Genomic DNA, 26,573 nt, shown 5'->3' with positions numbered 1-26,573 from the left:
ACCCCCATGGCAAGCAGCCCCACCCTCCGCACCGCCCTTCCCAATACTGGTCCCCGGCGGAAGCCTGCGGCGTTCCCCGCCGTCGTCCTCATCGGCACCCTGTCCGGCACGCTGGCGCTGAGTGCTTGCGCAGATCCCGGCGCCTCAGCGGCTGCCGGCGGGCAACCGGCCACGACGGCGGCACGCAACGGCGTCGTCTACAACACCTCGCCGGACCAGCAGCGCATCAGGACCGAGAAGGACGCGGCCCTGGCCGCGAAAGTCCCCGCGCTGATCGGCAAGGACGGCAAGCTGACCGTGGCCACGACGGCGGGCGCGATTCCGCTGTCCTTCCATGCCACCGACGACAAGACCCCGATCGGCGTCGAGGTGGACCTGGCCCAGCTGGCCGCCGACAAGCTGGGCCTGGACCTGGATGTCCAGGTGACCTCCTGGGAGAACTGGCCCCTGAAGACCCAGTCCGGCGACTTCGAGGCCGTGTTCTCCAATGTGGGCATCAACGCCGCCCGCGTGAAGCTCTTCGACTTCTCCACCTACCGCGCCGCGTACATGGGCTTCGAGGCGAAGAAGAGCTCCAGCTACAACATCAAGGACTCCGCCGACATCTCCGGCCTGAAGATCTCGGTGGGCTCGGGCACCAACCAGGAGAAGATCCTGATCGCCTGGAACAAGGAACTGGAGGCCAAGGGCAAGACACCGGCGGTGCTGCAGTACTACTCCTCCGACGCCGACACCATCCTGGCGCTGTCCTCCGGCCGCACCGACCTGAACCTCGCACCCTACCCGTCCGTCACGTACCGGGAAAACACCCGCGACGACCTCAAAGTGGTGGGCAAGGTCAACGCCGGATGGCCCTCCGAGACCCTGGTCGCGGCCACCACGCTCAAGGGCAACGGCCTGGCCCCGGCCATCACGGACGCACTGAACTCCGCGATCAAGGACGGCTCCTACGCCAAGGTCCTGGACCGCTGGGGACTCTCCGAAGAAGCCCTGCCCGAGTCCACGACCGTCACCGAGGCCAACTTCGGTACCGCCCCCGCAGGGAAAACAGAGGCAGGAAAAACACCGTGAAGTTCCAGGTCCTCGACATCATCCCGCACCTGAAGAACCCCGTCACCGGGGCAATCGTCTCCACCGCGGACCGGCTCAACCAAGTGGTGGAAACCGCGCGCCGGGCGGAGGAACTCGGCTACGACAGCTTCTCGGTCGGGGAACGCCACGCGGGCGAGTTCATCTCCTCCTCCCCCACCACCGTGCTCGCCGCCATCGCCGCAGTGACCACCAGGATCCGGCTGCAGAGCGGCGTGACGGTACTGTCCGTGCTGGACCCGGTGCGGGTCGCGGAGGACTACGCCACGATCGACCAGCTGAGCCGCGGCCGGCTGGAACTGGTGATCGGCAAGGGCAATGAGGTGCTGCAGTACCCGCTGTTCGGCCTTGACCTGGCGGATCAGTGGGAGCTCCTCGCGGAGAAATACGGCCTGCTCCGCCGGCTCTGGACCGAAGAGAACCTCACCTGGTCCGGGACGTTCCGCACCGCGCTGACAGAGCCCACCACCACCATGCCCCGGCCCTTCTCCGGCGCGCCGCGCGTCTGGCACGGTTCCGCCACGAGCCTGGCCTCGGCGGCCCTCGCGGCGCAGTGGGGCGATCCGCTGTTCACGGCCAACGCGATCCAGCCGCGGGAAAACTACAAGGTCCTCATCGACCACTACCGCGAGGAATATGCACGCCACGGCCACGATCCCCGGCACCAGTACCTTGGCTCCGGATCGGGCGCCGGCGGGGTGTTTATCGCGGACACCACGCAGGAGGCCAAGCGGCACTTCGGCCCGGTCTACGAGGCCCTCACCACCGGCAGGAATGTTCCCGGCAACAACTCCCGGTACCGGGACATCGACCACGCCGTCGCCGAAGGCCCTGCCCTGGTGGGCAGCGCGGAGCAGGTGATCGACAAGATCCTCAGCTACCACGCGCTCTACGGCCACGACCTGCAGCCCATCTCGCTGCCCACCACGCTGCCCTTCGACCAGCAGCTGGAAATCCTGGAGCGGTTCGCCCTCGAGGTCATTCCGGCCGTCCGCGCCGCCGCGCCCACCACCCTCTGGGCCGACGGCGACCCCTATGCCGGCCGCCCGCAGGCCAGCCTCGCCGGCAACACCGGCGGCGCCACCGAACCCGACGCCGCCGCCCGCGTCACAGCCGACCACACCAACCACAGGAGCTCCCATGTCTACACCCACTGACACCGACGGCCGCTCCGACCCGGAATTCCTGGCCGCCGGCAGCCAGGACCGCCGGACCCGTCCGGGTCGCAGTCCGGGCCGCAGTCCCGACCCGGAGTTCCAGGCCGCATGGGCGGACTGGCATGCCGCGCACGAACGCCACCGCGCCGACCCCCACGGCTTCCTCGCCGTCACCCACCTGCACTGGCTCGCTTCCTCGCCCGCCCGCCTGGACGGCGCGCCGGGCACGTGGAGCGTGGAGGACGGCATTGTTCGCCTGGATTTGCGGGCAGGCGAACGCGTCCTGCGCGACGGGCAGGAACTGAACGCCGACGGGATCGGAGCCACGGTGTTCCTGGGCCCGATTCCCGAGCGCGAAGGCCTGAATCTGCGCGTCGAAGATGCCGGCGCCGGTCATACCGTGGTCGAGCTCGCCAAACGCGGCGGCCGCTATGTGGTGCGGCCGCGGCATCCCCTGAACCCGCTGCTCACCGGCTACCGCGGGACACCCGCCTACGCCCCAACCCCCGAATATGCCATTTCAGGAATATTCATCCCGTTCGCCGAACCGCGTCCCACCACCGTGGGCGCGGCGGTCGAAGGAATCCACCACGTCTACGAGGCCCCGGGGGAAATCCGTTTCCGGCTCCGCAGTAAGGACCTGAGCCTCACCGCCTTCAACGGCCACACGCCGGGCACGCTGACGGTGCTCTTCACGGACGCGACGTCGGGCAAGAGCACTTACGCGGCCAACCGTTCCCTCACCGTGCCGGCTCCGGGCGCCGACGGCGCAGTCTGGCTCGACTTCAACCGGGCGGTGAACCTGCCGTGCGCCTACACGGATCTCGCCACTTGCCCGCTGCCGCCGGCCGAGAACCGCCTGCCGGTGGCCATCGAAGCCGGCGAACAGATCCCCTACGAACGACAGGACGCATCATGAGCACACCTCCCGCCCACGACGGGCCCCTGGGACACGGCCTGCTGCTGCTGGAGCTCGACGGCGCCGGCAGCCACCCGGCCGCGTGGCGGGTTTCCCGCACAGCACCCGCGTCCTTGCTGGCCCCGGAACACCTCCGCGGCGCCGTGCTCGCCGCCGAGTCTGCCGGGTTCCATGCGGTGACGTTTTCCGACCCCGGCCTGCCGGACCCCGATCACCCGCACCCCGACCACCCGCACCCCGATCCTTTGGGCCCGGACGCCGCGGCCCGGCTCAACGCCTTGCAGCGCGCGGCGTTCGCCGGTCCCGTGACGCGCTCCCTCGCCTTGATCCCGGAAGTGGACACCGTCTACACCGAGCCATTCCACATCTCGACCCAGCTGGCCAGCCTGGACTATGTCTCCGGCGGACGGGCCGGCTGGCTGGTGGCCGCCTCACCAAGCGCAGCCGATGCCGCCGCCGTCGGACGGGACACCGCGCGCGGGGAGCGGCTTTCCCGGGAGGCCGCCGATTCGATCGAGGTCAGCCGCAGGCTCTGGGACTCCTGGGAGGACGACGCCGTAATCCGTGACGTCCCCACCGGTCGCTACCTCGACGTCGACAAGCTGCACTACATCGACGCCGAGACCGGAAGCTATTCCGTCAAGGGTCCGTCGATCATTCCGCGGCCACCCCAGGGCCAGCTCCCTGTGCTCGCCCCGGCCGGGCTCCTCCCCCCGGAGGCCGTCGCGGCCGGGGCGGCCGACGCGCTCCTGGTCTCGGCCCCGACCCCCGAGCTCCTGGCCGCCGAGCTCGGGGCGACGCGGGCAGGACTCGCCGCCGGCGGGACCGGGCCCGCGCTGATCGCCGAGCTCGACGTCGTGCTGGACTCCCGCGGCCAGGCCGCCGCGGAGCGGCTGGACCGGCTGAACGGCCACGCAGCGTGGCAGAGCCGGCGGGCGCGTTTCGTCGGGACGGCGGCTGAGCTGACCGAACTGCTCGCCGAAGTACTGGCCTGGGCCGACGGCGTCCGCCTGCACCCCGCGGTGCTGGAGACGGATCTGGAGGAACTGTCGCGGCTGGTGCTGCCGGAGCTGCGCCGCCGCGGACTCCTGGCGCCCACCACGCCGGACGCCACCTTCCGCGAGCAGCTGGGACTGGCGCGGCCAGCAAGCCGGTATGCCGCCGTGACAGCCGGAACAACTGCCCCCGGCAGGGAAAACTAAGGAGTTCACCATGAGCCACATCAGCCACCCCACCGCTGAATTCACCCCGTCAGGTCAGCTCCAGCTGGGCGTGTTCTTCCAAGGCGTCAACTCCGGAACCGTCTGGAAGAGCGCCGAGTCCGGCTCCCAGACTGATTTCGAATCGTTCCGGCGCATCGCCCAAACCGCCGAGCGCGGCCTGTTCGCGGCGTTCTTCCTCGGCGAAGGCCTGCGGCTGCGCGAGCACCTCGGCCGCCCGCACGCGCTCGACGTCGCCGGCCGCCCCGACGCACAGACCGCGCTGGCCGCCCTCGCGGCCGTGACCACGAACATCGGCCTGGTCGCTACCCAGAACACCACCTACAACGACCCCGCAGACCTGGCGCACCGGCTCTCCACCCTGGATCTGCTCTCCGGCGGCCGCGCGGCCTGGAACATCGTCACCACAGACAACGCCTGGACCGGCGCGAACTTCCGCCGCGGCGGCTACCTGGCCCACGCGGACAGGTACACCCACGCCGAGGCCTTCGTGGAAACCGCCAAGCGCATCTGGGACGCGTGGGGCGACGCCGCCGTCGCGGGCTCAGCCTCCGCGGCCCGGTGGTCGGCGGAGTGGGCGGTCCGGCGGGTGCGCCACAGCGGCCAGCACTACTCCGTGGACGTCACTCCGCGGCTGCCGCGCAGCGCCCAGTACCGGCCGGTGCTGTTCCAGGCCGGGGATTCGCCCGAGGGCCGGGACTTCGCCGCCCGACAGGCGGACGTCATCTTTTCCGCGCACCCGCAGCTCGATGACGCGCTCGAATTCCGCCGCGACATCGTGGAGCGCACGCTTCGGGCCGGCCGGGGCGCCAACGACGTGAAGATCATGCCCGCCAGCGAGTTCATTCTCGCCGCCACACCGCGGGAGGCGCTCGAAAAGAAAGCCTGGGTCCGCAGCCTGCAGATCGGCCCGCAGCAGGCCATCGCGTACCTCGAGCAGTTCTGGGGCCGGGAGCTGCAGGGCTACGATCCCGACGGCCCTTTGCCGGACATCGACCCCGTGGTGGAAGAAACCTCCGAAACCCGCGGCAGCGGCTTCCATGGCGCCAAGGCCCGCCAACTGGCCGACCAGTGGCGGGCCGAGGCCAAGGAGAAGGGCCTGTCCATCCGCCAGTTCGTCTCGGCCAAGACCAGCCGGGGTGACTCCACCTTCACCGGCTCGTACACCGAGGTCGCGGACCGGCTCACCGAGTATGCCCGGACCGGCGCCGTCGACGGGTTCAACATCTCGCCGTGGCTCATCCCGTCCGGACTCGATGACATCGTCAACCACCTCGTGCCGGAACTGCAGGAGCGCGGCGTGTACCCCATGGAGTACGCGGGCAGCACGCTGCGGGAGAACCTCGGCCTGGCCACCCCGGTGCGCACAGCTGCCGGCGTCGATGCGGACTCCGTCATCTCACAGGCCTAAGCAAGCACCATCGATTGCTCCGTAGCCGCCCTTTTCGAGACTCAGAAGGGCGGTTACGGAGCAATCGACGTTCCGGGCAGCGGGCTACTTCTTTGGCAGGCCCGCCGGGTTCAGTTCCGACGTCGCTACGGCCTCCTCGGACAGCCCCCAGCGGTCCAGGATCTTGGCGTAGCTGCCGTCCTGGATCAGGTGGTTCAGTCCGGCCTGGGCCGCGGCGGCGAAGCCGTTGTCCTTCTTGGTGGTGACGGCGATGCTGGCCTTCAGCGGCCAGCCGCCGTCCACCAGACCCACCAGCTTGGTCTTGGCGTCCGTGGCCGCCTTGTAGGCCGCCGTGGCGTTGGGGCCGAAGGTGAGGTCCGCGCGGCCGGACTGGACGGCCAGCTGGGAGGCGGAGTCGTCGTCGAAATACTGGAACTCCACAGGCTTGAGGCCGTTCTTCTTGTTCTCTTCATCCCAGCGCAGCAGGATCGCCTCCTGGTTGGTGCCGGAGCCGACGATCACGCGCTTACCGGCGACGTCCGGGGCCGATTCGACCCTGGTGACGCTGCTGTCCGCCTTGGCGTAGAAGCCGAGCTTGTCCTCGCGGTAGCTGGCGAAGTCGAACTTGAGCTTGCGCTCTTCCGTGACGGTGACGTTGGAGAGCACGGCCTCGTACTTGCCGGAGTCGACGCCGAGCGGCCAGTCGGCCCACGCGGTCGGGACAATATCGGCCTCCAGGCCCAGCGACTCGGCCAGTGCGACGGCGAGATCCACCTCATTGCCCACCGGGGTCTTGTTGTCCGTAGCGTATACGGCCAGCGGTGCCGCGAACGGACTCACCGCCACGGTCAGTTTCCCGTCCTTCTTGATGGCGTCCGGGACCAGCGCGGCGGCCGCGGCATCCACAGTGGCCTTGATGCGGTCCTGCTGCGGGGAGAGGTTGAACTGCTTGACGCCGGAGGAGGACGACGGCGCCGCCGACGTGCCGCCGTCCGCGGCGGCGCCGGGATCGGAGCAGGCCGCGAGACCCAAGGCAGTGGTGGCCGCCAACGCGACGGCGACGCCTGATTTGAACGAAAGACTCGACATGGTTTCTCCTTGAAAGTGGTGGTCTGCGGTGCTGGTGCCAGCAACTATCCGGGGCGCGCGAAAGCCGGTCAAAGCGCCGTGAAACCGGGTGAAACCAAGGGATACAGGCGGTAATACCCGTTCATCCGGCGTCCGCGGACGCTGCCTGCGGACGCCCAGTGTTACCGAAGATTGCCCTGCGTGACGTGGCGGGAAGGAATTGTTCACGGCGGGCCGCAACTGGCCTAGCCTGCATAGAAGACCTGCAGGGTGACAGCACGACACAGGAGGGGTGAACTTGTCAGTGAGCACGCACCAGAGCACGCACCAGACCACGCACCGGCTCGGCATCAACGCCCCGGCGGACCTTGTCTTCAGCATGCTGCGGGACGCCTCACACTGGCCTTACCTCGACGGCTTGACGGTGTACTCGGAGCGCGTCGGCGGCGACGACACCGCGCATGAGCTCCGCACGTCGGTGGTTTCCAACGGTTCGCTCAGTTCGAGCCACGGCTGGCGCGTCTTTGATGCCGCCAGCCACCGCGCCGAGTTCCACCAGTTGGACCTCGAACCCCCGCTCCGGGAGCTCGGCGGCGACTGGGAGATCCGGCCCGCGGACGGGCTCTCCGTGGTCACACTTACCCACGAGTTCGAGGTCGACGACGAGCACCTCGCCGAGCGCATCAACGCGATCATCGAGGACTACAGCCGGCGTGAACTGGAGGCGCTCAAGGTCAGCTGCGAACGGTTGTCACTCTTCCTGCAGCACCACGCCCCGCAGACGCACCCAGCACCGCATCCCACAGCAAAGGAGGCCTGAATGTCGGAGGCCAGGTTCACGACGGAACGGGACAGTTTCGGCCGGCTTCTCGCGGACCGCGAAGTCTGGCGGCAGGCCACCACCATCCCCGCGGCAGGCGAGCTGACCGCCCGCTGGCTGGAGGGCAACAGCGAATACCAACCGGGGGTTTTCTCGCCCGGGTTCGACGACGAGACCACGTCCATCGCCGGAGAGCTCGCCCGGCTCAACCGCAACGGGCTCTTCACCAAGGAATCGCAGCCGGGCGTCCAGGCCGGGGGCCTCGCGCAGCGCGCCTACGTGACGGCTTTCTGCAGCCCGGAAACAGCGTCGGCCCTCCTGGCGTTGTCCACCCGGACCGGACTGGTGACGGTCGCGCACGCCCCCGGTGAGACGAGCAGCGCCTCTATCCCGGCGACCGTCCAGGACGACGAGGTCGTAACCGTGCTCGGAAGCAGCGAGGGGCCGGTCGGGGAAGACCAGCTCAGGGACTGGGCGGCCGAGACCAACGAGACATTGGCCCTCGTCCTGGCGGATGCCTGGTACGTGGAAATCTTCGATCCCGTCTGGGGCCGGAACGATGTCCTGCTGACTGCGGTATTTGAGGCGCTGCAGGCCGAATAGCATGTGTCGCCGGGCAGCCGGCGGCTACCCGGCTCCCGGAAAACTCACATATCGGTCGCGTCCCAGCCGATGCTGGCGGCCTCGTCCAGTGTGCGCGCCTCGAAATGCTCCAGCATGTCCTTCATTGCCTCGACGCCCTGCTTGAACAGGGCCGAATCCCGCCACTGCTCAATCTGTTCCAGGGATTCCCAGGGGCCGGTGCTGATGAACCGGTTCTTGACGTCGCGGTCGTGCATCAACACGGCTTTGGCGTTGGGAAAATCCTCCTTCGTTTTCCTGGCCAGGTCCCGCCAGGCCTGCACAAAATCGTTCTCGCGGCCGGGATGCACCAGCCAGATTCCGAGCGTGTAAACAGACACGTCGATCGCCTCCATTGTCCGTACGGGGTTGATAGGGCGATTATGTTCCAGTCCTCCGGCGGGCGGTAGGGCCGGATAGCCCGGCGGGCGCACTCGGGGCCCGCCAATAAACCGTTGTATGGGTGGAGCGGAAGGCCTAGCATGTGGGCAGGCCCCACTCTGGGACCAGCCCCGGACCTTCCATTATTGGGAGCGGGCACGCTTCGGAGGCCGATGTCCTGGGCGTCACAGGATAGGAAAAACGATGAGCAAATATCTGTTCGAAGCGAACTACGTTGGCGACGGGATCAAGGGCCTCATGCGTGAGGGCGGCACCAAGCGGCGTGATGCGGTCGTCGAGGCCCTCAAGTCCGTGGACGGTTCACTCGAAAGCTTCTACTACGCGTTCGGGGAGACGGACGTCGTGGGGGTCTTCGATATCCCCGACCAGGCCAACGCCGTCGCCCTGTCGCTGATGATCAATTCCACCGGCGCCGTGAACCTGCACCTGAAACCGCTCATGTCAGCCGAGGACCTCGACGCGGCAGCCAAGAAGACGCCGTCGTACCGGGCCCCGGGGCAATAGATCACGAACGCTGGGCGCGTTCTGACGGATCCCCGCCGCTGTGAACCATAGGACTAGACTCGTCCCAGCTACGTGAGAAGGGGGACTCGTGGGGTTGTCTGCGCAACAAACGCGCCAGGGCACGAACTATAACCGACTGGCCATTGTGTCGCTGGCCCTTGCTGCATTGGCCGTGATCGGCACCGCTGTCGCCAGTGTGGCGGTTCTCGCTGTCTTCGCCGTCGGAGCCGGCCATGCATCGCTCAGCCAGATCAAGGCACGCGGTGAGCGGGGACGCGGGCTGGCCCTCACCGCCCTCGTGATCGGCTACGGCGTCGCTGCCCTGGCCCTCGTATCCACGATCTACTTCGCTGCAGTCTTCGCTGTTCACCAATAGCCAGTTCACCAATAGCCGGTTCACCAGCAGCCCGTTCACCAGCAGCCGACGGCGGGCGCCGCTCGGGCGTGCCCGCTGCCTTGCCCGCGCGGCGCACCAGCGGCGACGCGTGAGTGCCCGCATGTCTGCCAGTAGGCTCAGGGCATGTCACTGAGCAAGTCACTCCACCGGGGAAGACATTGGATGCGCGGCACCGCGCTGCTGTTGGCTGTGGCCGGCGCGGCAGCAGGCCTGGCCGGGTGTGAATACACCGATGACCTGTCAGATCCGACGGCGGCGCCCACCAGGTCCGGACGGCCGGCACGTTCGCTGCCGCCACCGGTGGACCCGGGAGTCGCCACCGCGGAGAAGCGCAACCTGGATGACCTCGGAGCGGTCCTCGGCGCCCGGCCGGGCGGGATCGTCCTGGAAGGCGTCGGCGGGATCGGCGGCGGCGGATTGCGCAAGTCGGTCAAGGCCCTGGCGAAGGGGACCTACACGGTCACCGCCGCCTGCGTCGGTGCACCGACCAGCTACATTTCCATCTCCCAGGACGGCCTCCGGAACGGAGGGAAACTCGAACTGACACTCGACTGCGGCAAGGCCACCCAAGCACAGGTGGAGCTTGCGGCCGGCCCGGTCCAGGCCCAGGCCGACCGCCGTATGACCGGGCCCGGGGCCGGCGAAGTCGCCGGTTTCTGGATGGTCCCGGCCGCGCCCGGGTCGTAGCCGGGCACCGTTTCAGCGTCAAAACTTCGGGGTCAACGGCTTAACGGCAACCGCCAGAAGGCCGCCGGCAGCTGGCCCGCCAAGCGGGGCCCGTCCCCTCGCAGGCGGCAGGGCCCCGCACCGGCAGTACCGGAGGTTTTAGCGCAGCTGTGTTATTTGGTGCCGTTGTATTCCTCGTCGGTCACGAGGTCACCCCACTCGGACTCCGCGCCGCCCTCGGCGGGGGCTTCCCACATCGCAAGGTGGGTCATGAAATGGTCCGGCGCGGCACCGTGCCAGTGCCATTCGCCCGGCGGCGTGTAGATCGTGTCGCCGGGACGGATCTCCGTCACCTCTCCGCCGCGGGCCTGGACCAGGCCGACGCCTTCGGTGACGTGCAGGGTCTGCCCAACGGCATGCGAGTGCCAGGCCGTGCGTGCGCACGGGGCAAAGTGCACGGCGTTGACGCGCATGCGGGACGGTTCGGGCTGCGGGGCCGCGATGACGTCAAACCAGACGTCGCCGGTGAACATCTGCGCCGGTCCCTTGACGCTTGGCTTCTTTGCTTGGATTTCCACTGTCATTTCCTCACAGGGTGTTTGTCTGGGCGTTGACTGGCTGGCGCGACCGGAGGCCGCGTCCCGGGGCTCGGAGGCTGGTTCGGCGTCCTAGTTCAGGGTCGCGGTGTCAATCACGAAGCGGTAGCGGACGTCGGAGGCCAGGACGCGCTCGTAGGCGTCGTTGATCTTCGCGGCCGGGATGACCTCGATCTCGGCGCCCAGACCATGCTCAGCGCAGAAGTTGAGCATTTCCTGGGTTTCGCGGATGCCGCCGATGGCCGAGCCGGCGAAGGAGCGGCGCCCCATGATCAGGGAGAACACGTTCACCGGGAGCGGTTCCGCGGGCGCGCCGACGTTGACCAGGGCGCCGTCGAGGGACAGCAGCTGCAGGTAGGCGCTGATGTCGATCGCGGCACTGACCGTGTTGATGATCAGGTCAAAGGTGCCGGCGAGTTCCGCGAAGGTGTTTTCGTCGCTCGTGGCGTAGTAGTGGTCCGCGCCGAGGCGAAGACCGTCTTCCTGCTTCTTCAGCGACTGGGACAGGACGGTGACGTCGGCGCCCATGGCGTGGGCGATCTTGACTGCCATGTGGCCCAGGCCGCCCAGGCCGACGATCGCGACCTTTTTGCCAGGGCCTGCGCCCCAGTGGTTCAGCGGCGAGTAAGTGGTGATGCCGGCGCACAGCAGCGGCGCGGCGACGTCGAGCTCGATGCCCTCAGGAATGGTGACCACGAAGTCTTCGGCCACCACGACGTGGGTGGAATAGCCGCCCTGGGTGATGGTGCCGTCACGGTCGACGGCGCCGTAGGTGCCGGTCATGCCCTTGAGGCAGTACTGTTCCTCGCCGGCCAGGCAGTTAACGCACTCGCCGCAGGAGTTGACCATGCAGCCGACGCCGACGCGGTCGCCGACGGTGTGCTTGGTCACGGCGGAACCGACCTCGGTGACGATCCCGGCAATTTCATGGCCGGGGACCAGTGGATAGGTCTGCGGACCCCAGTCGCCGCGGACGGTGTGGATATCCGAATGGCAGATCCCGGCGAACTTGATCTCGATCAGGACATCGTGCGGGCCCACGTCGCGGCGCTCGATGGTGGTGGGGGCGAGCGGCTCGATCGCGGACGGTGATGCGTAAGCGTTGACGGTAAGCAATGAATCTCCTGCTTGTTGATCGTTGGGGTTGTTCAACGGAACACCATCCATCAAACCCGTCTTCGCAACGCTGAGGGAGTCCCTGCTGATAGGGGTACTGGCAGGGTCTCCCTCAGCGGGCCGTAAGGCCTAACGTTGATGGCATGGACAATCGAGACGCGACCCGCGAATTCCTTGCCTCGCGCCGGGCGAAGATCACCCCCGAGCAGTCAGGGCTGCCGGTCTACGGCGCCAAGCGCCGCGTGCCGGGGCTGCGCCGCGGGGAAGTCGCGATGCTGGCCGGCGTCAGCGTCGAGTATTACACCCGGCTCGAGCGGGGAAACCTGTCCGGCGTTTCGGAGGGTGTGCTGGATGCTGTGGCAAAGGCGCTGCAACTCGACGACGCCGAACGGGCCCACCTCTTCGATCTGGCCCGGGCGGCGGCCCCGGGCAGCCGGACCCGCCGTCGCCCCCGTCCCGCGGAGTCCGTCCGACGGAGCGTTCAGCTGACGCTGAACGCAATCACCAACGCGCCCGCATTTTGTGCGGAACGGACGCATGGACATCGTTGCGGCCAACCCGCTGGGCTATGCCCTGTATTCGGACATGTATGTGGGTCCGGCCCGCCCGGCCAATCATGCCCGTTTCATCTTCCTGGATGGCCGCTCGCGCAGCTTCTATCCGGACTGGGAGCGTGCGGCGAACGACACCGTCGCGATCCTGCGCACCGAGGCCGGCCGCGACCCCTACGACCGCGGGCTGACCGACCTGGTGGGCGAACTATCGACTCGGAGCGAGGAATTCCGCACCCTGTGGGCCGCGCACAACGTGCGCCAGCACTACACCGGGCTCAAGCACCTCCACCACCCGGTGGTCGGGGACCTCCACCTGATGTACGAGGCCATGGATGTCTCGGCCGACGCCGGGCTGTCCCTGCTGGTCTACAACGCCGAGCCCGGCTCCGCGTCGGAGGATGCGCTGCGGCTGCTGGCCAGCTGGGCCGCGACCAACCGGCAGGTCAAGGAGGCCGAGGCAGCTTCTACGGTGGACAAGGCCTAACCGCACGGAGCAGGCCGGAACGCTCACGCCAGGGCGGAAATGCCGTCCGCGTATCCATCGGGCTGGCCGCCGTTGGAGGTGAAGTTGTTCAGCCAGGCCATGGCGTCGTCCCTGGAAGTGAAGAACTCGTGGGGGTACCGGGTATGCCGGCTCATTGCCGCCGCAATCACGCGATCCACAGTGCTGGATCCGAGCACGGCGATCGCCAAGACCCCTGTTGTCTGCGCGAACTCGTACCTGGCGGCCGCGCTGATCTCCACATCCGTCATTTCGGAGAGCATCGGCATCGGTGTTCCGCCGCTGACCTGCGCTACGGCCCGCATGGCGTCCCTGGCGTCGTGGACATCAACAAACGAGCCGGGCTGCCAAACCGATCTGATGATGCCCGCGCTGACGCTCAGCACGTTCTTTCCATCAGCAGCTGCAATATGTCCTGGCATCATCGAAACCATTGTAGGTCCGGCCCTGCCAAGCCAGGGCTTTGGGCACGGTGTGCGTGGCGGAGCGCAAACGGTGGCCGGTTGCGGCTGCACTGGGCCCGGCTCCCCCCGGAATGGACATGCCCCACGGCGCGGAGGGCATGCCCCTTGGTCCGGCGCCACGCGCCAGCCCGGGACATGCTCTGTTGCTCTGTTGCTCTGTACGGTGCTGCCTTGCAATGAGCATGTCCCCAAAGGCCTGCGTTGACTGGACATGTCCCCCTCCGGCATTTGGACATGCCCCACGGTGCGGCCCAGGGATGGACATAGTGGGCTTATGTCCATCCCTGGGCGCCGGAACAGGGCATGTCCCCCGGAGAGAAACAGCGGAACCGGCCCAACCCCTGACCGGCTCCGGGATCAGGACTCCAGGACCAGCAGCTGGGCCTTGTCCGCGTCCCAGCCCACCCACAGCTCCTCATCCGGCAGGATCCGGGTGCCCCTGTCTGAGCTCAGCTCGCGGAGCTGGAGTTCGTGGCCGCCGGCCGTGAGGCGGTGGCGGACCGTGGCGCCCAGATTCGTGGAGGACACCAGGGTCGCGGCGCATCCGTTGCCGGCCGAAGCCCGCGTCCTGAACTTGAGGTGCTCCGGGCGGATCGAGACGGCGTAGCTCTCGCCGCTGGCCCCGCGGTCCCGGACCTTTGCCAGGCCAAGTCCGCCGAGGTCCACAACTGCCTCCTCGCCGTTTCGCTCCACGATGGTGCACGGGATGAGGTTCGTGTCGCCGAGGAAGCTGGCCACCCAGTCGGTCATGGGGTGGTTGTACACCTCCTCCGGCGGGCCGGACTGCACGATCTTCCCGTCCCGCATCACCACGATCCGGTCCGACATGGCCATGGCCTCGTCCTGGTCGTGCGTCACGAACAGCACGGAGATGCCCAGGCTCTTCTGCAGGGTCTTGATTTCCTCCTGCATCTGCTCGCGGAGGCGCTTGTCCAGGGCTGCCATCGGCTCATCCAGCAGCAGGGCCGCCGGGTTGAAAACCAGTGCCCGGGCCAGCGCCACCCGCTGCTGCTGCCCACCGGAGAGCTGGCGGGGCTTCCGGCCGCCCATCTTGCCCAGTCCCACACGCCCGAGGGCTTCCTCCGCGCGCTGGCGCCGTTCCGCCCGCGGCACCTTCCTCATGCGGAGCGCAAACTCCACGTTTTCCAGCGCGCTCATGTGCGGGAACAGGGCATAGTTCTGAAACACCACACCGAGATTGCGGTCCCGGGGCGGCAGCGAGTCCACAGGCCTGCCGTCAATGAGGACGGTTCCGGCGGTGTGTTCTTCAAACCCCGCAACCATCATCATGGTGGTCGTCTTGCCGGAGCCGCTGGGGCCCAGGAGGGTCACGAACTCTCCAGGCTGAACCGTCAGGTCCAGCTCGTCCACGGCAACGACGTCGCCGTAGTGCTTGCTGACCTGGCGGAGCTCAATGGCGCCCTGGGCGGCTCTCCCCGTCCCGGGAATTGACTCCGCGGAAATCACTGATGCGGTCATCGACTTTCCTTACGTTTGTGCGGACACGGCCAGCGGCAGCATCCGGGTTGAAGAACGGCGCTTGAGGACAAACAGGACCTGGAGCAGCAGCCCGATTGTGGCGACGCTGACCAGCAGGGCGGACGACACCGCGATCTTCGGGGTCAGGTTGAACTGGATATCCGTGAACATCTTGACGGGCAAGGTGGTGGCACCCGGGGACTGCATGAACAGGGACATCACCGTCTCATCGATGGAGACCGAGAACGCGAAGAGCGCCCCGGAAATCAGGCCGGGCAGGATGATGGGCAGATACACGTGCCGCAGGACGGAGAGCGGACCTGCCCCGAGGCTCTGCGCCGACCGGACCAGGGCCGGGTTGAGCCCGGCGAGGCTGGCACGGGTGGTCAGGTACACATAGGGGGTCGCGATGACTGCGTGCGCCAGGCCGATGGGAACGATGCTGCCCACCATGCCGATCGAGATGAAGAACTGGTAGAAGGCCAGCGCGAGCACCACGGTCGGCACGATCATCGGCGCGAGGATCAGACCCACTACTGCGGGCTGGCCGGGGAACTTGCGCCCGTGAAGGCCGATCGCCGCGGTGGCGCCCAGCAGCACACCGATCACGACAGCGATCGCCGCCGACTGCAGGCTGGCCGTCAGGGCGGAGGTCCAGGCCCGGTCGGCGAAGAATCCGGCCACGGCGGCGAAGGAGATCCCCTCCGGCGGGAAGGTGATGTAGCGGCTGTCGTTCAGCGCGACCGGCACCACAATCGCCGTCGGAATGACGAGGAAAAGGAAGGCCGGGATGGAAAGAAGCGCCAGCAGGCGGTGCTGCGGATTAGTTGTCTTCATGTTGGCCTCCTGCCTTGAGGACGCGCTGGTAGACGGCCACGAGGATGCTGACCATGACCGTCAGGATGACGGCCAGAGCAGCGGCCCCGGAGAAGTCCGTGAGCTGTCGGGCGTAGTAGTCGATCTGGTTGGCGATCATCATGTCGCCTGGTCCGCCCATCACCACGGGCGTGATGAAGAAGCCCGTGCTGATGATGAAGACCAGCAGCCCGGCGGCGGAAATGCCGGGCATGCTCAGCGGCAGCGTGATCCTGCGGAACACGGCTCCTTCCCGTGCGCCAAGCGAGCGGGCCGCCAGCCCCAGCCGGTCATCGATCGAGGCCAGCGAGGAGAAGATCGGGAACACCGCGTACGGCAGCAGGCAGTGCACCATGCCGACGATCACGGCGAACCGGTTGTGCAGCAACGGGATCGGCGCACCCGTAAGCCCGATTCCCTGCAGGAAGGCGTTCACCATGCCGTTGTCCTGGAGCAGGACCGCCCAGGCGAAGTTTTTCACCAGGATGCCGGTCCAGAACGGCAGGAGTACGACGGCGAACAGGATCACCCGGGTGACGGTTCCGGCCCGCCACAGGACCATGGCGATGATGTAGCCGAGCACCACAGTGACGACGGTGCTCGCCAGGCTGATGGTCAGGGTGTTGACCAGTGCGCGCACCACCAGCGGGTCCTCAAGGACGCGCTGGTAGGCGTTGTCGGCGAAGCTTGCGCCGACAAGTTTGCCCAACGGCGTCAGGAACAGCACGACGTCGAAAGCAAGGATCGGGGCCAGCAGCAGCCACCAGCCGCTGCGCCGCCGTCGGGGTGCGTCAGCAGAAGGCGGCGCACCGCGGCCGCGGGGCCGCGTCCGTTCGAGGGTTGCGTTGCTCATCTCAGCTGGCCTGCCAGAGCTTAAACTGCTGCTCGGTCTTCTTCAGGTTCTGCGACCACCATTTGTCGTCGCGGACCAGGATCTTGTCCGCGAGCCGGGGGCTGGTGGGAAGCGTGTCCGCGATTTCCTTCGGCAGCTTGGACAGCGCCGGGGTGTTGGCCAGGGTCAGGTTGGTGACCTTGTCGAACGCTGCGCCGGCCTCCGCGTCGTTGGACATGAAGTTCATCAACTTGAAGGCGGCTTCCTTGTTCTTGGCGCCCTTCGGCACCACGAAGTAGTCGCCGGCGAGGACGGCGTTTTCGGCGGAGAAGTTCAGCTTGGCGCCGTCATTGCGGGCTGCGTTAATGCGGTTGTTGAAGCTGGTGGAGAGGGAGACCTCGCCGGAGGTGAGCTGCTGGATGGGCTCCTGGTTGGCGGCGTGGTAGAGCAGCCGGTCCTTGCCCGGGTGCTGGCCCAGGACCCTCAGGGCCCGGTCGACGTCGAGAGGGTAGACCTGGTCGAACGGGACACCGTCGGCCAGCAGGGCGGCCTCCAGGACGGAGCTGTCGGACAGCTGGTTGTACACCGAGCGCTTGGTGTTGTACTTGCCCTGGTCGAAGAACTGGGCCCAGTCCTTCGGGGCCTGCGCGTCAGAAATGACCTTCTGGTCCCACGCCATGACGAACAGGAAGCTCAGGTACTTGATGCCGTATTCGGCCTTCGCGTATCCCGGCAGTCCCTTGTCACTGATGATGTCGTAGTCGAACTTCTCCAGCAGCCCCTCGGCCACGGCTACCTCATACTCCGGCGCCGTGATTTCCACGAGGTCCCACTGCACGTCGCCGGACTGGACCTGGGCCTTGAGCGCGGCCAGGCTGGTGTTGGCCAGCAGCGTCGTCTGGATCCCCGACTGCTTGGAGAACGGGTCCAGGATCGTCTGGGTCAGCTGGTCGTTGTAGGAGCCACCGTAGGACGTGACCGTCACCGTCTTGTTCGCGGCGGCACTTTCGGCGGGCTTGGCCGCGCAGCCGGAGAGCGCCAGACCCGCAAACGGCGTCAGTGCTGCCGCCTTGAGGAGCTGCCTGCGGTCAAAGGGAGTGGAACGGAATTCTGTCATGGGGGACAGTGCCTCTCATGTACGCGGGCACGCCGAAAGAAGGCGCGCCGGATTGCGGGCGTGGTGGGGTGCGGTGCGTGTGGTTGCGTGTAGCGCAGGGAAAAGAGGAAGGGACAGCGGCGGTTCGCGCGCGCCATCCATTCCACCTGGAGATCTCGAGTCCGCCTTCCGGCGGCTTTTCGGTTTCGCAACTCTAACTGTGAAGTTGCTCACTAGTCAACAGTTGTATTGCTTTGAGAAACAACGGGATTTCTGTCCCGCGCGCTCCCCTAACGCCGACTTCCGCTGCCCTCCCGGGCATCTCCAGATCCACGGACCGCCCCTGGCCGGATCATGAAGAATGCGCCTGAACCGGCCGGGGACGTGAAGACCACGCTCGATTCCTCGATCGGCGGCTTGGAACACCTCATGGTCCACCCGACACCCGCCGCGTGAGCCGCGGGGATCACTGAATGATGCGGCCGTCGTGGATAACAGTCCTCGGCCTGTCCTGGTCCCAGAGAACTGCCGGGTCCGCAAAGGGGTCGCCGTCCAGGATCACGGCATCGCCTGCCATCCCGGGTCCGATGCGCCCGATGCTTGGGTCCTGAAGAAGTTCCGCGTTGACCGAGGTCAGCGACCTCAGCGTCTCCAACACCCCCGCCGCCTCGATCTGCAGCCGAATGCCGACGAGCTGATCGTCCTCAAGGTCCCCCATCAGGTCAGACCCGAAGCCCACTTTGACTCCCGCCTGCAGGGCCAGTTCCACAGCGACCTTTCCAGCCTCAAGCACCTCGGCGTTCTTGGCCTGGGAAACGGGGTTCAGACCCAGCCCCGCTCCCCTTCGGCTCATGGCATCGTAGGCCGCAAGCGTCGGCACGAGGAAGCTTCCGTGCCCGGCCATCATCTGCGCCGTGTCCCGGTCCAGGAGGTTCCCGTGTTCTATGGAACGTACCCCGTTTTCCACGGAATGCCGGATTGCCTCGGGTGAATACGCATGGGCCGCAACGTAGCTGTTGCGCCGGGTGGCCTCGTCCACCACCGCCCGGACTTCTTCTGCTGAATACTGCGGTAGGCGGATGGGATCGGTCAGGGAGACGACGCCTCCGGAAGCCATGATCTTGATGGCATGGCTTCCCGTGCGGAACCGGTCACGGACTGCCCGGCGCAGGTTGTCCACACCGTCCACTACTGCGCACATGTGACCGTGATCGAAGCAGACGTCCAGATCCGCGGACCGGGGATCCCCATGGCCACCAGTCTGGCTGAGAGCCGGACCCGTGTAGTAGTACCTTGGAGCCGTGACCAGGCCGCTGCGGATGGCGCGGGCGAGCCCGCTGTCCCCGCCGGCCACGTCGCGGACGGTTGTGAATCCCCGCTGCACCGCGGCGCCCAAGCGGCGCGCCCCCACCAGGGCTGTGTAGCTCAGGAGCGAGCGCTCAACCTCAAGGCCGCCCAGACCAACGGCGTACGCATGAAAATGGGCATCAATGAGCCCGGGCACCACTACACGGCCGCCGGCGTCGATCACCTCGCCGTCGGGGATGACGTCCCCGGTCTCCTGAATGACCCCGTCCCGGAACAGGATGGATCCGCTTGCCAACTCGGGCGAATGTCCGTCAAAGATCCGGGCGTTCTGGATGGTCAGGGCGGCTGCGTTTGTCATGCTGACAACTCCTCGGTGAGACGTTCGCGGTTGGGCTCAGTCCGATTTTCTAGGTGCTGGCCGGTTCCGTGGAACCGCGCACCATCAGCGAGCCCTGGAGGATCAGCTGGGGCTGTTCCAGGGCCTGGCCCTCCATGAGCCTGCGGAGCTGCTCGCCGGCCTTGGCCCCGAGGGCGTCGCCCGGGAGGTGGACGCTGGTCAGGCCCGGGTTGGACGTGGCCGAATAGGGCAGGTCATCGAAGCCCGCCACGGCGAGCTCCTGCGGAATGCGGACGCCGGCCACCCGGGCTTCCTGCAGCACCCCGTAGGCATGGGTATCGGTGGCGCAGACGACGGCGGTAACACCGTCCCGCTGCCAACTCGGCCACGCCGCGGCGAATGCTCCGGCGGCGGCGCCGACGTCAATGGTGGTGCCGATGACATGGTCCGCGGCCACGATGATGCCCACCGCCGCGGACTCCTCCAGGAATGCCGCCCGCCGGATATCGAAGGTCGCCGTGCCGGTCACACTGTCCATGTACGCCGCCCGTTTGTGTCCGGCCCCCGCCAGGTGCCGGGCCAGCTGCCGGGCGCCGTGCCCGACGTCGAGGTTCACCGACGGGGCGAAGGACTCCAAGCCGGGTGCGTCCAGCAGGACCAACGGCCCGGCTGCGGAAAGATCCCGAAGGAACGCCGCGCTGGGCGCATCCACCAGCAGCCCGGCCGGCCGCAAAGCCAGAAGCTTGCGGACATCATCGACGCGCGGGGACTCGCCGGCGTCCGTGACGGAGAGCAGCAGCTGGTAGTTGGCGCCCAGGGCGCCGCGGACACCGGCAATGACCTTGGCGAAAAATGGGTTGGAGATGTCCGGTGCCACCAGAATCACGATCGAGCTGATGCCCTTGGCCAGCGAACTGCCAATGCTGTCCACCACGTAGCCAAGTTCGGCAATGGCTTCCCGCACCCGCGAAATGTTGTCTTCCGACACCCGCCCCTGGGTCTTCCCGTTGGCCACCAGGGAGACCGTTGCGGTGGAGACCCCGGCCCGCTCGGCCACCATCGCCGCGGTGACGCGCGGGGTGCGCCCCCGAAGTTCGTGCACTTGTTCGCCGGATTCCATACCTCGATCGTAGCCGGGAGGGGTGCGTCGCACCCGCCGCAATACATCAAGCGCTTGACGTAATGAACGTTAAGCGCTTGACGTTGACTCCGGGACAGTGTCAAACTCACTCTGAACGCTTTATCGCACCGCCCCGGCGGACCCCCAACGACGTGGAGATATTTACGTGGATCCCATCACCCTGAACCCGGAACGCAGGAAGATCATCCTGGACTGCGACCCGGGCCATGACGACGCCGTGGCCATGCTGCTGGCTCACGGCAATCCGAACATTGAGTTGCTCGCCGTCACGACGGTCGTCGGCAACCAGACCCTCGAAAGGGTCACCCGCAACGCCCTGTCCGTCGGCACGATTGCCGGCATCACCGGCGTCCCCTTCGCCGCCGGCTGCGATCGGCCCTTGGTCCGCAGCATCGAGACCGCTCCCGACATCCACGGTGACAGCGGCATGGACGGCCCCGCCCAGCCCGAATCCAGTATCGAACTGGACCCGCGCCACGCCGTCGATCTCATCATCGACACCGTCATGGCGCATGAGCCCGGCACCGTGACGCTGGTGCCGACGGCAGGACTGACGAACATCGCCATGGCGGCCCGCAAGGAACCGCGCATCGTGGAACGCGTGAAAGAAGTTGTCCTCATGGGCGGCGGGTACCACGTAGGCAACTGGAGCGCCGTTTCCGAATTCAACATCATCATCGACCCCGAGGCCGCACACATTGTGTTCAACGAACCCTGGCCGGTGGTCATGGTCGGCTTGGACCTCACGCACCAGGCCCTCGCGACCCCCGAAGTCGTGGAAAAAATCGCTGCCGTGGGGACCGGGCCGGCCCAGTTCGTGCTGGAACTGATGGAATTCTTCACCAAGACCTACAAGGACGCCCAGGGCTTTGACTACCCGCCCGTCCACGACCCCTGCGCCGTGGCCTACGTCATCGATCCCACGGTCATGTCCACCCGCAAAGTGGCGGTGGACATCGAGCTGCAGGGCCGGTTGACGCTTGGCATGACCGTGGCCGATTTCCGGGCCCCGGCACCGGCGGACTGCCACACCTCCGTGGCTGTGGACCTCGACCACGGGAAGTTCTGGGACCTCGTCACCGACGCGCTGGTGCGCATCGGCGACGTGGACCCGTCCGCTGCCGTCAGCATCGGCGCAGGGACCGGAGGAGCCAACTCATGAGCACCCTGACCTACGAATCCAAGACCACGCGCAGAAGTGTTACTGCCCTCACCGCCGCATTGTTGACGGCCTGCGTTGCTTTCCAGCTCAATGCCTCAATGCTCAGCCCTGCCCTGGTCACGATGGGCAACGAACTCAACACGGATCAGGCCGTGATCGGCCTGTCGCAGACCTGGTTCTTCACCGCGGCGGCATTGTTTTCCCTCTTCCTGCCGCGCCTTAGTGACATTGTGGGGCGCAAGAAGATCCTGCTGGGCATGATGGTGATGATGGCTGTCGGCTCCCTGATCGCGGCTATGGCCCCTGACATCACCTGGCTCTTCGTCGGACGCATCGTCCAGGGAGTCAGCGGCCCCACCGTCCCGCTGTGCCTGATCATGTTGCGGTCGGCCGTCAGCGACCCGCGGAAGTACGGCGCCCTCATGGGCCTGATCACCGCCGTCAACGGCGGGGTTGCCGGTGTGGACTCGTTTGTCGGTGGCTACTTCGCCGAACACTTCGGGTTCCGCAGCATCTTCTGGCTCATGGTCGCACTGGCCGTCGTGGCGGCAGGCCTCGTCGCCCTCCTGGCAGGTGAAAGCAAGCCAGCGATGGGCACCAAAATGGACTGGCCCGGCGTGGTCTTCATCGTCATCGCGGTCGGCGCCCTGCTGACAGCCCTCAACGAGGCCTCGAAGCTGGTCGGCGCGTTTTCTCCCGGCACACTTGCGCTGGCCATCGGCCTGATCGCCGTTGCCGCTATCGCCTTCTGCGGGTTCTGGATCGTGGAAAAGCGCACGCCGCAGCCTATGGTGGAGACCGCCCACCTGCGTCAGCGCTCGACGTGGGCGCCGCTGTTGACCACAACACTGACCATGACCGGCGTCTTCGCGGTCATCAACGGCATTGTCCCCGCCTACGTGCAGGCCACGGCCCCGGGCTTCGGCGTGGGACCCACCGAAATGTCACTCATCATCCTCACTCCCTATGCCCTTCTGGGGTGGGTGGTCGGCCCCATCAGCGGCCGTCTGGCCCCGGTTCTTGGCTACACCAAGGTGCTGCGGATCGGCATGGCCGGCAGCGTCGTGGCCCTGGCCGTCATTGCCTTCTACGGTCTCAGCAGCCTGCCGATGATGATTGCCGGAACAGCGTTGCTGGGCATCATGTACGCGGGGACGGTCAACATCATGCTGAACGGCCTTGGCGTTGTCCTCTCCCCCGAAGGCAACCCCGGCTTCCTCCCCGGCATGAACGCCGGCGCGTTCAACCTGGGCGCGGGCCTGAGCTTCCTGGTCCTGCCGGCGGCGCTCGTGGCTTCCTCCGCACTGGGCGATGCCCAGGCTTCCTACCTGACCGCGATCGTTGTGGGACTTATCATCACCGTGGCGGCATTCGCTGCATCACTGCTGATTCCCAAGCCCGTAGAAGCTGAGGCAAAATGACCATCCCGACCCCGCCCCCGATCGTCGTCGTCGGATCGCTGAACGCGGACCTGACCATCTACTGCGACAGGCTCCCGCTCCCCGGCGAAACAGTGCACGGGAACGGTTTTGCGGTCAACCCCGGAGGGAAGAGCGCCAACCAGGCCGTCGCCGCGAGCAAGCTCGGGGGACGGGTCTTCCTGATCGGCGCGGTCGGCGACGACAGCAACGGGAACATGCTCCTGGCATCCACCGCCGGGGCGGGCGTGGATATTTCCCACGTCCGCCGCGCTCCCGATACCGCGACCGGCGTCGCCGTCATCTCCGTAGACGCGAACGGTGAGAACAACATCATCATCTCGGCCGGGGCCAACGGCACGCTGACGCCGGAGGATGTTGCCGCCTCCATCGAAGTGTTCCAGGGCGCGTCCGTGGTGTGCCTGTGCCTCGAAGTCGGCCTCGCCACGGTCGAAGCCGCGGCCCGGTTGGGCCACGACGCCGGTGCGACAGTTCTGCTCAACCTCTCGCCGTACGCCGAGATCCCGGCGAGCCTCGCAGATCTCTGCGACGTTCTGCTCGTGAACGCGCATGAGGCGTCGCTGTTCCTGGGCGGCACCGCCGTACCCGACGCCGACGCGGACACCGCGGCATGGGCGCCGGTCCGGGCCAAGTTCGCCGATCGCGGACTGCACCGCGTTGTGGTCACTTTGGGGGCCAACGGCTCCGTCGTCCTGGACTCCGGGACCGGGGCCGGGGCTGGGGCTGGGGACCACATCACCCGCATTGAACCCACCAGGGTTGAGGCCACGGACACCACCGGAGCGGGTGATGCGTTCACCGGCGCCGTGGCTGCGCGCCTTGCCGCCGGCGCATCGCTCCCGGCCGCTGCCGCCTTCGCATCCGTTGCAGCGGCCTTGGCAGCGACCAGGAAGGGCACGCAAACGGCGTACCCGGAAGCGGCCGACGTTCAGGGAATGCTGGCGTAACGGCCACCCCCACCAGTTGGGACCGCCACGGGAGTGGGCGCTGCAGATACTGTCTGTGGCGCCCACTACCGGTTAAGCTCCGGACATGCCCGGTGGCCATGTCATGGCAGCAAACAATATGCACAGCAGATTCACAGCGAGGCGCTATGGAAGTTACAGCCGCAAGGCCGAGAATGGTTCGACCTGATAGGAGTATTTGCCGGGCGATGGCGGCCGCGACTTACTGGAGCATCAGTGGCGAGCGTCTTGACTAATCGAGCCGAAATCAAGCGAACGTGTACCGACTAGTGATGGGCTCCCAGCATTATCACTCTGCGCAAGCATGTACTTCCCTCGCTCCTCGCCCTGGTCCTGCTATCGACGTCGGCCTGTACGTCCGGGACAGCAGCCGGCTCCCCGTCCGGTGCCGCGCCGAGCCAATCCGCCAAGCCCGCCAAGTCCGCGAGCCCCAGTGTTGCCGTGCCGCAGCTGGCGCCCGTCAGCACGGTGGACGCGCGCACCGTGCTGGCGGCTTTCAAGTCCCGGGACATGGTGGGGCATATGCAGGCGCTGCAGCGGGTGGCCGATGCCAATGGCGGCAACCGCGCGTCGGGCACCTCCGGTTATGAGGAATCGGCCCGCTATGTCGAGGAGCAGCTGCGGGCAGCCGGGTATGCGCCGGTGCGGCAGGCCTTCACGTTCAAAGAGGACGGCCGGCGCGGGAAGACGGTGGAATCCTTCAACATCCTGGCCGACACCGGCGGCGATGCCGGGCACACCGTGGTGGTGGGCGCGCACCTGGACTCCGTGCAGGAGGGCCCGGGCATTGACGACAACGGCAGCGGGGTGGCGGCGGTCCTGGAGACCGCGCGGTGGATGAAGGAGGCCGGGATCACGCCGGTCAACCGGGTCCGGTTCGCGTTCTGGGGCGGGGAGGAGGACGGCCTCTACGGGTCCCAGCACTACGTCGACGAGCTCAGCCAGGCCGAGCTCAGCCAGACCGCGGTGAACCTGAACGTGGACATGGTGGCCTCGCCCAACGGCGTGCGCTCCGTCCATGACGGGGACGGCACGGACTTCGGCCACGCCGGTCCCGCCGGGTCCAAGGCGATCGAGGACCTCTTCTTCCGCTACTTCGAGGAGAACGCGCTGCCCGCCGAGACGACGCCCTTTGACGGCGGGTCCGACTACGACGCCTTCCTCTCGGCCGGCATTCCAGGCGGCGGGCTGTTCACCGGCGATGAGAAGAAAAAGACCCAGGCCCAGGCCCAGACCTATGGCGGGGTGGCCGGCAAGGACCTCGACCCCTGCTACCACGAAGCCTGCGACACCATCGCCAACACCAACCCGGAACTGCTCCAGGAAATGTCGGGCGCCCTGGCCTACGCCACCGTGGCCTACGCAATGGCGAAGACCGGCTAACTGCCCCGGTTGCCGATGAGACCGGACGCCCACACAGGAAGGTCCCCGGAACGGCACCTTCTGGAGGGGCCGTGCCGGGGACCTGTGCTTCCTGGGGCCAAACTGTGCCCTAGATTTCGGCCCCGCGTCGCGCCGGGGCTCCTTGGGGCTGCCGCACGGCGGCCGGCGTGAACCGTGCGCCGGTGTCCGGGAATCCGGGCACGGCAACGCGGGCATGGGTGTGGATCTCCTCGACGGAGTCGCGCGTGTGTTGCGCGATCTTCTCCATGGTGGTGACCCACATGCCGTCCATGGATTTAACCCGGTCCATCAGCTGTTCCAGGGCCACGGCCTTGGACGGCCGGCCGGAGATGAAGGGGTGGTTGGTCAGGACGAAGCAGCTCCCGGCAGCGTGGTGCGCTTCGGCCTCCAGCGTCCACATTTCCAGGACCTTGGCCGGGCTTTCGATGACACCGCTTCCGGTGACGCCCGGGTAGAAGGCGTACTGCTCCCAGTCGTCCAGAGCCCAGTCGACGGGGATTTCCACGAGGTCGCGGGGGTCCCCCTCGGCAACGCTGAAGCGGTAGGGCGCGTCGCCGTCGAGCAGGCTTGAGTCATAAAGGAACCCGCGGTCGGCAAGGAGCGTTGCGGAATGCCAGTTGAGCTCCCACCACGGTGCACGGTATCCGGTCGGCCGGACGCCGGCGGCCTTGGCCAGGGCATCCAGGCCCCGGTCCAGGTACCGTGCCTCCGTGGCGGCGTCGATGCCCTGCATGTGTTCGTGCAGGTAGCCGTGGTGGGCGATCTCGTGGCCGCCGTCCGCAATCCGGCGGACTACGTCCGGGTAGCATTCGGCCGTGAAGCCCGGGACGAAGAACGTCGCCTGGATCTCCTGTCGCTCGAGGATTTGCAGGATCCGTGGGACGGCGACCTTGGGCCCGTAGGACTGGTGCGTCATGAGCGACATGCGCCTGGTGCTCTGCGGGTCATGGGCGATGGTGCAGGATTCGGCGTCGACGTCGAAGGTGAAGGACGCCGCGGCACGGTGGCCGTCGGGCCAGGTGATGGGATGGGCGGTGTCAGCAAAGGCGGGGAAGAAGTTCACGGGTTGA

At 67.1% G+C, this 26,573-nt stretch carries 26 protein-coding genes and 1 pseudogene; 15 read left to right on the top strand and 12 right to left on the bottom strand.

What is annotated here, in order from left to right; all coding sequences use genetic code 11:
* Positions 1-6 precede the first annotated feature (6 nt).
* From MRBLAR12_RS14605 to MRBLAR12_RS14585, 5 genes are read left to right on the top strand one after another with little or no spacing between them, the layout of a single operon-like run.
* Positions 7-1,071, top strand: coding sequence for an ABC transporter substrate-binding protein (locus MRBLAR12_RS14605; protein WP_364746845.1), 1,065 nt, complete (start codon positions 7-9; stop codon positions 1,069-1,071).
* Entirely contained in the window at positions 1,068-2,246 is a 1,179-nt protein-coding gene (locus MRBLAR12_RS14600; RefSeq protein ID WP_364746844.1) for an LLM class flavin-dependent oxidoreductase, read from the top strand. Before MRBLAR12_RS14605 ends, MRBLAR12_RS14600 begins: the two co-directional genes overlap by 4 nt.
* Complete coding sequence (locus tag MRBLAR12_RS14595; RefSeq protein WP_364746842.1) at positions 2,230-3,165, top strand: DUF1684 domain-containing protein; 936 nt, start codon at positions 2,230-2,232, stop codon at positions 3,163-3,165. Before MRBLAR12_RS14600 ends, MRBLAR12_RS14595 begins: the two co-directional genes overlap by 17 nt.
* A complete protein-coding gene (locus MRBLAR12_RS14590) occupies positions 3,162-4,367 on the top strand; it encodes an LLM class flavin-dependent oxidoreductase (RefSeq protein ID WP_364746840.1) in 1,206 nt (401 codons plus the stop codon). The genes MRBLAR12_RS14595 and MRBLAR12_RS14590 overlap by 4 nt, the downstream gene beginning before the upstream one ends.
* Before the next feature lie 10 nt (positions 4,368-4,377).
* Positions 4,378-5,796 carry an NtaA/DmoA family FMN-dependent monooxygenase gene (locus MRBLAR12_RS14585; RefSeq protein ID WP_364746839.1) on the top strand — a complete coding sequence of 473 codons (1,419 nt, stop codon included), beginning with the start codon at positions 4,378-4,380 and terminating at the stop codon, positions 5,794-5,796.
* An 84-nt stretch (positions 5,797-5,880) separates the two neighbouring features.
* Here MRBLAR12_RS14585 and MRBLAR12_RS14580 read toward each other — a convergent pair whose 3' ends face one another.
* Entirely contained in the window at positions 5,881-6,864 is a 984-nt protein-coding gene (locus MRBLAR12_RS14580) for an ABC transporter substrate-binding protein (RefSeq protein WP_229994884.1), read from the bottom strand.
* Between the two features lie 283 nt (positions 6,865-7,147).
* On the opposite strand from MRBLAR12_RS14580, the gene MRBLAR12_RS14575 reads away from it, so the two are divergent.
* Positions 7,148-7,663 carry an SRPBCC family protein gene (locus MRBLAR12_RS14575; RefSeq protein WP_229994885.1) on the top strand — a complete coding sequence of 172 codons (516 nt, stop codon included), beginning with the start codon at positions 7,148-7,150 and terminating at the stop codon, positions 7,661-7,663.
* The gene (locus MRBLAR12_RS14570) at positions 7,664-8,266 is read left to right on the top strand and encodes a DUF6919 domain-containing protein (RefSeq protein WP_229994886.1); all 603 of its coding nucleotides are present in this window, start codon (positions 7,664-7,666) and stop codon (positions 8,264-8,266) included.
* Between the two features lie 44 nt (positions 8,267-8,310).
* On the opposite strand, the gene MRBLAR12_RS14565 is transcribed toward MRBLAR12_RS14570, so the two are convergent.
* Positions 8,311-8,640 carry an antibiotic biosynthesis monooxygenase family protein gene (locus MRBLAR12_RS14565; protein WP_229994887.1) on the bottom strand — a complete coding sequence of 110 codons (330 nt, stop codon included), beginning with the start codon at positions 8,638-8,640 and terminating at the stop codon, positions 8,311-8,313.
* A gap of 229 nt (positions 8,641-8,869) precedes the next feature.
* Here MRBLAR12_RS14565 and MRBLAR12_RS14560 point away from each other — a divergent pair, with 229 nt between their 5' ends.
* From MRBLAR12_RS14560 to MRBLAR12_RS14550, 3 genes are all read left to right on the top strand, one after another.
* Positions 8,870-9,190, top strand: coding sequence for a GYD domain-containing protein (locus tag MRBLAR12_RS14560; protein ID WP_018774995.1), 321 nt, complete (start codon positions 8,870-8,872; stop codon positions 9,188-9,190).
* 88 nt (positions 9,191-9,278) lie between these two features.
* Positions 9,279-9,566: a DUF4190 domain-containing protein gene (locus MRBLAR12_RS14555; protein ID WP_229994888.1), complete on the top strand. Its 288-nt coding sequence runs from the start codon at positions 9,279-9,281 to the stop codon at positions 9,564-9,566.
* A gap of 144 nt (positions 9,567-9,710) precedes the next feature.
* Positions 9,711-10,274 carry a hypothetical protein gene (locus tag MRBLAR12_RS14550; protein ID WP_229994889.1) on the top strand — a complete coding sequence of 188 codons (564 nt, stop codon included), beginning with the start codon at positions 9,711-9,713 and terminating at the stop codon, positions 10,272-10,274.
* 152 nt (positions 10,275-10,426) lie between these two features.
* On the opposite strand, the gene MRBLAR12_RS14545 is transcribed toward MRBLAR12_RS14550, so the two are convergent.
* Positions 10,427-10,831 (bottom strand): (R)-mandelonitrile lyase, encoded by a 405-nt coding sequence (locus tag MRBLAR12_RS14545; protein ID WP_364746836.1) that lies wholly within the window; start codon positions 10,829-10,831, stop codon positions 10,427-10,429.
* Positions 10,832-10,921: 90 nt separating this feature from the next.
* Positions 10,922-11,965 (bottom strand): NAD(P)-dependent alcohol dehydrogenase, encoded by a 1,044-nt coding sequence (locus MRBLAR12_RS14540; protein WP_364746834.1) that lies wholly within the window; start codon positions 11,963-11,965, stop codon positions 10,922-10,924.
* 143 nt (positions 11,966-12,108) lie between these two features.
* Between MRBLAR12_RS14540 and MRBLAR12_RS14535 the strand changes: the two are divergent.
* Positions 12,109-13,003 (top strand): annotated as a pseudogene (locus MRBLAR12_RS14535) (helix-turn-helix transcriptional regulator).
* A 23-nt stretch (positions 13,004-13,026) separates the two neighbouring features.
* Here the strand turns inward: MRBLAR12_RS14535 and MRBLAR12_RS14530 are convergent.
* The 7 genes from MRBLAR12_RS14530 to MRBLAR12_RS14500 all read right to left on the bottom strand — a co-directional run bounded on the left by MRBLAR12_RS14530 (position 13,027) and on the right by MRBLAR12_RS14500 (position 20,512).
* Complete coding sequence (locus tag MRBLAR12_RS14530) at positions 13,027-13,446, bottom strand: STAS/SEC14 domain-containing protein (RefSeq protein WP_364746833.1); 420 nt, start codon at positions 13,444-13,446, stop codon at positions 13,027-13,029.
* A gap of 396 nt (positions 13,447-13,842) precedes the next feature.
* Positions 13,843-14,964, bottom strand: a complete 1,122-nt coding sequence (locus MRBLAR12_RS14525) for an ABC transporter ATP-binding protein (protein ID WP_229994894.1) — start codon at positions 14,962-14,964, stop codon at positions 13,843-13,845.
* Positions 14,965-14,973: 9 nt separating this feature from the next.
* Positions 14,974-15,801 (bottom strand): ABC transporter permease, encoded by an 828-nt coding sequence (locus tag MRBLAR12_RS14520; protein ID WP_026539571.1) that lies wholly within the window; start codon positions 15,799-15,801, stop codon positions 14,974-14,976.
* Positions 15,788-16,672: an ABC transporter permease gene (locus MRBLAR12_RS14515; protein ID WP_229994895.1), complete on the bottom strand. Its 885-nt coding sequence runs from the start codon at positions 16,670-16,672 to the stop codon at positions 15,788-15,790. Before MRBLAR12_RS14515 ends, MRBLAR12_RS14520 begins: the two co-directional genes overlap by 14 nt.
* A gap of 1 nt (position 16,673) precedes the next feature.
* Positions 16,674-17,768 (bottom strand): extracellular solute-binding protein, encoded by a 1,095-nt coding sequence (locus tag MRBLAR12_RS14510; RefSeq protein WP_364746830.1) that lies wholly within the window; start codon positions 17,766-17,768, stop codon positions 16,674-16,676.
* Between the two features lie 445 nt (positions 17,769-18,213).
* Positions 18,214-19,413, bottom strand: coding sequence for a metal-dependent hydrolase family protein (locus MRBLAR12_RS14505; RefSeq protein ID WP_364746828.1), 1,200 nt, complete (start codon positions 19,411-19,413; stop codon positions 18,214-18,216).
* Between the two features lie 49 nt (positions 19,414-19,462).
* Positions 19,463-20,512, bottom strand: a complete 1,050-nt coding sequence (locus MRBLAR12_RS14500) for a LacI family DNA-binding transcriptional regulator (RefSeq protein ID WP_364746826.1) — start codon at positions 20,510-20,512, stop codon at positions 19,463-19,465.
* A gap of 166 nt (positions 20,513-20,678) precedes the next feature.
* Between MRBLAR12_RS14500 and MRBLAR12_RS14495 the strand changes: the two genes are divergently transcribed.
* From MRBLAR12_RS14495 to MRBLAR12_RS14480, 4 genes are all read left to right on the top strand, one after another.
* Positions 20,679-21,695, top strand: coding sequence for a nucleoside hydrolase (locus tag MRBLAR12_RS14495; protein WP_364746824.1), 1,017 nt, complete (start codon positions 20,679-20,681; stop codon positions 21,693-21,695).
* Positions 21,692-23,116, top strand: coding sequence for an MFS transporter (locus MRBLAR12_RS14490; RefSeq protein WP_229994900.1), 1,425 nt, complete (start codon positions 21,692-21,694; stop codon positions 23,114-23,116). The genes MRBLAR12_RS14495 and MRBLAR12_RS14490 overlap by 4 nt, the downstream gene beginning before the upstream one ends.
* On the top strand, positions 23,113-24,081 hold the full coding sequence (locus tag MRBLAR12_RS14485) for a ribokinase (RefSeq protein WP_229994901.1): 969 nt from the start codon (positions 23,113-23,115) through the stop codon (positions 24,079-24,081). Before MRBLAR12_RS14490 ends, MRBLAR12_RS14485 begins: the two co-directional genes overlap by 4 nt.
* A gap of 459 nt (positions 24,082-24,540) precedes the next feature.
* On the top strand, positions 24,541-25,482 hold the full coding sequence (locus tag MRBLAR12_RS14480) for a M20/M25/M40 family metallo-hydrolase (RefSeq protein WP_364746821.1): 942 nt from the start codon (positions 24,541-24,543) through the stop codon (positions 25,480-25,482).
* A gap of 109 nt (positions 25,483-25,591) precedes the next feature.
* Here the strand turns inward: MRBLAR12_RS14480 and MRBLAR12_RS14475 are convergent, their stop codons facing one another.
* Entirely contained in the window at positions 25,592-26,566 is a 975-nt protein-coding gene (locus tag MRBLAR12_RS14475) for a polysaccharide deacetylase family protein (RefSeq protein ID WP_229994903.1), read from the bottom strand.
* Between the last annotated feature and the right edge of the window lie 7 nt (positions 26,567-26,573).

It is taken from the genome of Arthrobacter sp. LAR12-1-1.1 (assembly GCF_040676555.1).
GTDB lineage: Bacteria > Actinomycetota > Actinomycetes > Actinomycetales > Micrococcaceae > Arthrobacter.
This window is presented reverse-complemented; position numbering and strand designations above follow the sequence as displayed.

Coding starts and splice junctions, on each gene's coding strand:
- MRBLAR12_RS14570 (WP_229994886.1), top strand. CDS start 7,664: ATGTCGGAGGCCAGGTTCACGACGGAACGGGACAGTTTCGGCCGGCTT.
- MRBLAR12_RS14520 (WP_026539571.1), bottom strand. CDS start 15,801: ATGAAGACAACTAATCCGCAGCACCGCCTGCTGGCGCTTCTTTCCATC.
- MRBLAR12_RS14565 (WP_229994887.1), bottom strand. CDS start 8,640: ATGGAGGCGATCGACGTGTCTGTTTACACGCTCGGAATCTGGCTGGTG.
- MRBLAR12_RS14525 (WP_229994894.1), bottom strand. CDS start 14,964: ATGACCGCATCAGTGATTTCCGCGGAGTCAATTCCCGGGACGGGGAGA.
- MRBLAR12_RS14580 (WP_229994884.1), bottom strand. CDS start 6,864: ATGTCGAGTCTTTCGTTCAAATCAGGCGTCGCCGTCGCGTTGGCGGCC.
- MRBLAR12_RS14485 (WP_229994901.1), top strand. CDS start 23,113: ATGACCATCCCGACCCCGCCCCCGATCGTCGTCGTCGGATCGCTGAAC.
- MRBLAR12_RS14560 (WP_018774995.1), top strand. CDS start 8,870: ATGAGCAAATATCTGTTCGAAGCGAACTACGTTGGCGACGGGATCAAG.
- MRBLAR12_RS14585 (WP_364746839.1), top strand. CDS start 4,378: ATGAGCCACATCAGCCACCCCACCGCTGAATTCACCCCGTCAGGTCAG.
- MRBLAR12_RS14500 (WP_364746826.1), bottom strand. CDS start 20,512: ATGGAATCCGGCGAACAAGTGCACGAACTTCGGGGGCGCACCCCGCGC.
- MRBLAR12_RS14515 (WP_229994895.1), bottom strand. CDS start 16,672: ATGAGCAACGCAACCCTCGAACGGACGCGGCCCCGCGGCCGCGGTGCG.
- MRBLAR12_RS14490 (WP_229994900.1), top strand. CDS start 21,692: ATGAGCACCCTGACCTACGAATCCAAGACCACGCGCAGAAGTGTTACT.
- MRBLAR12_RS14505 (WP_364746828.1), bottom strand. CDS start 19,413: ATGACAAACGCAGCCGCCCTGACCATCCAGAACGCCCGGATCTTTGAC.
- MRBLAR12_RS14510 (WP_364746830.1), bottom strand. CDS start 17,768: ATGACAGAATTCCGTTCCACTCCCTTTGACCGCAGGCAGCTCCTCAAG.
- MRBLAR12_RS14595 (WP_364746842.1), top strand. CDS start 2,230: ATGTCTACACCCACTGACACCGACGGCCGCTCCGACCCGGAATTCCTG.
- MRBLAR12_RS14530 (WP_364746833.1), bottom strand. CDS start 13,446: ATGATGCCAGGACATATTGCAGCTGCTGATGGAAAGAACGTGCTGAGC.
- MRBLAR12_RS14605 (WP_364746845.1), top strand. CDS start 7: ATGGCAAGCAGCCCCACCCTCCGCACCGCCCTTCCCAATACTGGTCCC.
- MRBLAR12_RS14590 (WP_364746840.1), top strand. CDS start 3,162: ATGAGCACACCTCCCGCCCACGACGGGCCCCTGGGACACGGCCTGCTG.
- MRBLAR12_RS14550 (WP_229994889.1), top strand. CDS start 9,711: ATGTCACTGAGCAAGTCACTCCACCGGGGAAGACATTGGATGCGCGGC.